Here is a 5,398-nt window from a genome sequence, read left to right on the forward strand (position 1 = left end):
CATAAACGATTATCTCGTAACAGCCGCTCTTTGTTGATCATTTCAAACCTTTATTCTCTAAGTTAAACCTCTTTTTATTCTCAATAGCGTGACAAAAAATGCAAGTCTCTATTCAGCAACTAGTTTAATCTAATAATTGGTTATCAACCAGTTTTTCCATTGCTTTGCCACCACTTCCGGTAGCATGAAACACTAAACAATCATAATGGTTATATAATTTTTGGGTTAACTGTTGGACACAGGGTGTTGTTACCCCAAACATAGTTAGCGCCAGAGTTGGTTTATTTTTGTTTTCATCTTCATCAGCAGAATTAAAAAGTATCGCACCTGCGATTTGCGCAGCGGCATTTTTTAAAATTTTACGGGAGATAGTATTCAGGCCAGAAATATCTGTAACTGAGTACATTATGGAAATATCACTGGCACCGATATAGCCTGAAACATCACCAGATGCCATCGTCGAAAGCATTAACTTTGGAATACCGATGGCAAGAGACTGCATTGCGGGTGTAATAAGCGCTGTTCCACCTGAACCACCTAATCCAAGAATAGCTAAAACATCTTTTTGTTGTGAAAGATATTTCTCAAATGCGATTGCCATAGCTGCGATAGCTTTTCCTCTATCTTGGCTAAAGATAGCTTCTCTTCCTAAAGGATGATAGCTGGCAATAGTTTCAGCACTAATATCCGTTTTATTATTCAAATTGTTAGGATTAGTACTCAAATCAACAATACGTACCGCTAAGCCAGTTTTTTTTATAAGTTGACTAACATAATAAGTTTCAATTGCCTTGGTATCAAGTGTTGCGGCAATGTAGATATAACTTTGCTGTTCCTTCATCATAAATCCTTTATTGTTTGCTGACTTGGATGGGAGTATTATAGGCGCAAAAAAAGTAAGCGATCATTTATGCTTTTTATAAATTGAGATATAAGTCTCAATTTATTTTTAACTCTTTAGCGTTATATTGTTTTTTTATGCAGTAAATTCTAATTATAAAAGTTATCGTAAAGGTGACGTTTAAATCCATTTTGGTTAGTAATAAAGGATAAATTTTATGACGTCAATTGATTTTACTTCACAATATACTGGCACCAGGAAACGAACTTTTAACCGATTAATTTCTACCGCATTGAGCTTGTTTGAAGATGGAAAATTGCCTTCTGTTTCTGAAGTTGCCTCGCATGCTGATGTTTCGAGAGCGACAGCTTATCGTTATTTTCCAACTCACAGTGATCTAGTTTCCGCCATTGTGAGTGAAAGCTTGAGGCCTATTTTAACTTGGTTGCCTGATAGCCAAAAAACTGAAGAACGGATCCAAGAATTATTGTTATTTGCCTATCCGAGGATGTTTCAATATGAAGGGGCGCTTAGGGCAGCATTACAAGTTTCTTTGCAGCAATGGGCGGCAGCTCGCTCATCAACTTTAAAAGTAGAAAAACGGTTAGTTCGGGGACATCGGAAAGATATTTTGGCGATGATAGTTGAACCTATGAAGGATGATTTTTCCCCTGAAATTATTGAGAAAGTGAAGAGATCGTTTTCCCTTATTTATGGTTCTGAAGTCTTTTTGGTAATGAAAGATATCTGGAATATGGACAATGCGGAGGTAATAAAAATTAACCAATGGATAGCAACAGCAATTTATAATCAAGCCATAAAAGATAATGAAAAAAGCCAATAGGTCTGTTTGTTAGCCAGTAATGTTCATTTAGTGTGCCAGAAGTTGCTAAAGTAAAAAATTGATATCAACACTGAATGGAATCGTATGATTAGTGGATAAGAATCTACTCTCGATCCACTAATCGTTATAAATTATAATTCTGGCAAATTACGGCCGTAATAAATCTCTTGCATCTCTTTTTTCAACAGATAAGTAATCTGTTTTTTTTCCTCAACAGCCAGCTGTTCTGCAGTTGTATTAAACAAATAGTTATTCAGATTAAGCTCAAAGTTTTTTAGCATCATTTTAGTATGGAAAAGATTTTCCTGATAGAGGTTAACATCTATCATATGGTACTGAGACTGAAATTCTTCTGGCATATAATTTTGGATGGAATTGATTTCGTGATCAATATAGAGTTTGATGCCATGAACATCGCGCGTAAAACCACGAACACGATAATCAATAGTAACAATATCTGATTCAAGTTGATGAATAAGATAGTTAAGAGTTTTTAATGGCGAAATTACGCCACAAGTGGAAACTTCGATATCCGCTCTAAAAGTGCATATACCATCCTCTGGATGGCTTTCTGGGTAAGTGTGAACACAAATATGACTTTTATCCAGATGAGCAACAATAGAATCGGGTAATGGCCCGGGATTTTCGGTGTTGTCTATATCTTTTGGATTGGTTGAATTTTCACTGATCAAAATGGTAACGCTGGCACCTTGAGGCTCATAATCTTGCCGGGCAATATTCAAGATATTGGCGTCAATAATAGAGCAGGTTTCGGTAAGGATTTCAGTCAGGCGTGTTGCATTATATTGTTCATCAATATAAGCCAAATAACTATGGCGATCTGCTGCTGTTTTGGCATAACAGATATCATATATACAGAAACTTAGGCTTTTAGTTAAATTGTTAAAGCCATGTAATTTCAATTTTTGCAATTTATTTCACCTCCTATTGAGTAAAACTAAACTTTTTTAGCGAGTAAATCCAGTAAGTACTGTGGTAAAGCGAAGCTGGCTAGATGCAGTGCTGGTGTATAATAGCGACAAATAATTTCTGCTTTTTTAAAACGGTTTTCCAATATATGCAAGGGTATTTGACGTAATTTTGCTGTTTGACTTGCCCAGGCAAAGGTCATCATGCCGCCATAGTAAGACGGTATAGCGGCTTGATAAAAGCTGCAATCATTAAAGTAATTAGATAGTTTTTGATGACTATTAATCACTTCATCTTGTTGCAAGAAACAAACACCATTTTGTGCAACAAAAATGCCATTTTTATTCAGGCAGTTGACACATCCGTGGTAAAAATCTGAGGTAAATAAGCCTTCTCCTGGTCCGATAGGATCGGTGCAATCAGAAATGATAAGGTCAAATTTTTGCTGGGTTGTCTTAACGAAATTGACGCCATCATCAATGACTAATTTAAAACGCGGATCGTTATAAGCGCCTGCATTATGATTGGGTAGATATTGGCGACAAAACTCCACTACATTCTCATCAATTTCTACCATAGTGATGTTTTCTAAATATTGATGGCGACATACTTCACGTAGCATTGCTCCATCACCACCGCCAATTATTAGTACTTTTTTAGCGCAGCCATGGGCAAATAGCGGGACATGAGTCATCATTTCGTGATATATAAATTCATCCCGTTCAGTTGTTTGTACTACGCCATCAAGAGCCATAATCCGCCCCATCTCAGCATTTTCAAAAATAATCAGATTTTGGTGAGCTGTTTTATTATGGTACAGTATATTATCGATAGTAAAATATTGACCTACATTATGGTGGAGTGTTTCGAGCCAAATTTCTTTTTTTGACATACTTGTCTTTTCCTTTCTAACAGAGTTAAAAAAGCGCAGCTAATAATTTGTTTCGTTTCAATGGTCAGCTAGAAATTTCTTATCTAAATGGACGTAAGAAAGTATTTATTTTACATAGGCAAATAGTGCTAAAGCGTCATTGGCAAGCACCCTGCATTTCTTTTTACGAGGGATAGGAATTTTTTTTAAGTCATCATAACGCTCTTCATTTAATTTTGCCATGGCATTTTTGTCGTAATTACTTATATCCCAATGATTACTCTGGGCAAAATAGAAGATTGCTCTTTCAATTTCACGATCAGGAATTTGTGAGTAACCACAATCATGCTTTAAAAATATATAAACAGCTGTTAAATCAGCTAGATTTTCTGTTTCATTAATTGATAGGGCAAATGCTTTGGTTGAAAAAACAAACCAAAAAAGCAGAGTTATATGTGAAATAAAAATAATTTTACGCATTCAGTTATTTGTATAATTTAAATATCAATTTATTCTATTAATAGTTATAGCACTATTAAGTATACTTTTTTTAGCAAAACTAGATAAATATATTGTCATAGTAGATAAAAATATTGGCTTGACCTTCCAGTAAGTGGAACCTCTATATTTTAGTGAAATTATCTATTTTCTACCATTCCACTTCTATACCTTATCTTATTAGGGTCTAATAATAAAGGAGCAAGCTATGTTGCGTCGGGATTTTATGAAACTGGCAGCGGCAATCGGTTCAGTAAGCTTATTACCAACCTGGAGTCGCGCTGCGTTATCTGCAACTCAATACCCTTCTTTACCTATTCCAACATTATTATGGCCTGATAATCATGGCAAAATTAAGATCCGTGTTACGCAAGGTAAAACGCAATTTTTACCAGCAAAATCAGCGCTAACATGGGGTTATAATCGATCGTTATTAGGACCAGCTATTAAGCTTAAATCAGGCCAGCGAGTCACTATTGATATTGATAATCAGTTATCCGAGGCTACCGCATTGCATTGGCACGCACTAAAGATCCCCGGCGAGGTCGATGGTGGCCCTCATTCAATAATTAAACCAAATACGGTGAGGAGGGTTAATTTTATGGTTAACCAGCCTGAGGGCACTTGTTGGTTTCATCCGCATCCTCATGGCAAAACGGGTTATCAAGTTGCCATGGGGTTAGCGGGTTTAGTATTAATTGAGGATGAGAATAGCCAATCACTCAAATTGCCAAATCAATGGGGTATTGATGATATTCCGGTCATTTTGCAGGATAAACGTTTAAATAGCGCAGGGCAGATAGATTATCAGCTTGATGTAATGAGTGCCGCTGTTGGCTGGTTTGGTAACACTATGTTAACTAATGGCGTTGTGTTACCCAGACATACAGCACCTAAGGGTTGGTTACGTTTACGTTTTCTTAATGGTTGTAATGCCAGAAGTTTAAATCTGGCAACCAGTGATGGACGTAAAATGTATGTTATTGCTAGTGATGGTGGATTGTTAAATGAACCTGTTGCAGTCGATCAATTACCGATGATAAGTGCCGAACGCTTTGAGGTACTGATAGATGCCTCGAATGGTAAAGCGTTTGATATTGTTACATTGCCAGTCAAACAAATGGCTATGACAATTGCACCTTTTGATCAGCGGCTGGCCTTGTTGCATATTGAACCGGGATTGAACGCAAGAGCCACTTTTTTACCTGATAGCTTAGCTTCTATTGCCTCATTGCCTGATTTGGCTGGTATTAAACAGCGTCAATTGCATTTAATAAATTAGTTGCTGAATAGAGACTTGCATTTTTTGTCACGCTATTGAGAATAAAAAGAGGTTTAACTTAGAGAATAAAGGTTTGAAATGATCAACAAAGAGCGGCTGTTACGAGATAATCGTTTATGTAAAGCAATCATT

4 protein-coding genes and 2 pseudogenes are annotated in these 5,398 nt (G+C 36.4%); 2 read left to right on the forward strand and 4 right to left on the reverse strand.

Going from position 1 to position 5,398, the window contains the following annotated elements; translation table 11 throughout:
* Positions 1–130: 130 nt before the first annotated feature.
* Positions 131–841 (reverse strand): annotated as a pseudogene (locus CBG25_RS17165) (Tm-1-like ATP-binding domain-containing protein); the annotation flags it as partial.
* 217 nt (positions 842–1,058) lie between these two features.
* On the opposite strand from CBG25_RS17165, the gene CBG25_RS17170 reads away from it, so the two are divergent.
* Positions 1,059–1,685 carry a TetR/AcrR family transcriptional regulator gene (locus tag CBG25_RS17170; RefSeq protein ID WP_290608165.1) on the forward strand — a complete coding sequence of 209 codons (627 nt, stop codon included), beginning with the start codon at positions 1,059–1,061 and terminating at the stop codon, positions 1,683–1,685.
* Positions 1,686–1,816: 131 nt separating this feature from the next.
* On the opposite strand, the gene speD is transcribed toward CBG25_RS17170, so the two are convergent.
* The 3 genes from speD to CBG25_RS17185 form a co-directional block, all read right to left on the reverse strand.
* Positions 1,817–2,617: an adenosylmethionine decarboxylase gene (gene speD, locus CBG25_RS17175; RefSeq protein ID WP_290608167.1), complete on the reverse strand. Its 801-nt coding sequence runs from the start codon at positions 2,615–2,617 to the stop codon at positions 1,817–1,819.
* A gap of 26 nt (positions 2,618–2,643) precedes the next feature.
* A complete protein-coding gene (gene speE, locus CBG25_RS17180; protein WP_290608169.1) occupies positions 2,644–3,507 on the reverse strand; it encodes a polyamine aminopropyltransferase in 864 nt (287 codons plus the stop codon).
* Between the two features lie 105 nt (positions 3,508–3,612).
* Positions 3,613–3,966, reverse strand: coding sequence for a YacC family pilotin-like protein (locus CBG25_RS17185; protein WP_290608170.1), 354 nt, complete (start codon positions 3,964–3,966; stop codon positions 3,613–3,615).
* 226 nt (positions 3,967–4,192) lie between these two features.
* Between CBG25_RS17185 and cueO the strand changes: the two are divergent.
* Positions 4,193–5,260 (forward strand): annotated as a pseudogene (gene cueO / locus CBG25_RS17190) (multicopper oxidase CueO); the annotation flags it as partial.
* Between the last annotated feature and the right edge of the window lie 138 nt (positions 5,261–5,398).

The organism is Arsenophonus sp. ENCA, from assembly GCF_002287155.1.
Lineage (GTDB): Bacteria > Pseudomonadota > Gammaproteobacteria > Enterobacterales > Enterobacteriaceae > Arsenophonus > Arsenophonus nilaparvatae.

Coding starts and splice junctions, on each gene's coding strand:
- CBG25_RS17170 (WP_290608165.1), top strand. CDS start 1,059: ATGACGTCAATTGATTTTACTTCACAATATACTGGCACCAGGAAACGA.
- speE (WP_290608169.1), bottom strand. CDS start 3,507: ATGTCAAAAAAAGAAATTTGGCTCGAAACACTCCACCATAATGTAGGT.
- CBG25_RS17185 (WP_290608170.1), bottom strand. CDS start 3,966: ATGCGTAAAATTATTTTTATTTCACATATAACTCTGCTTTTTTGGTTT.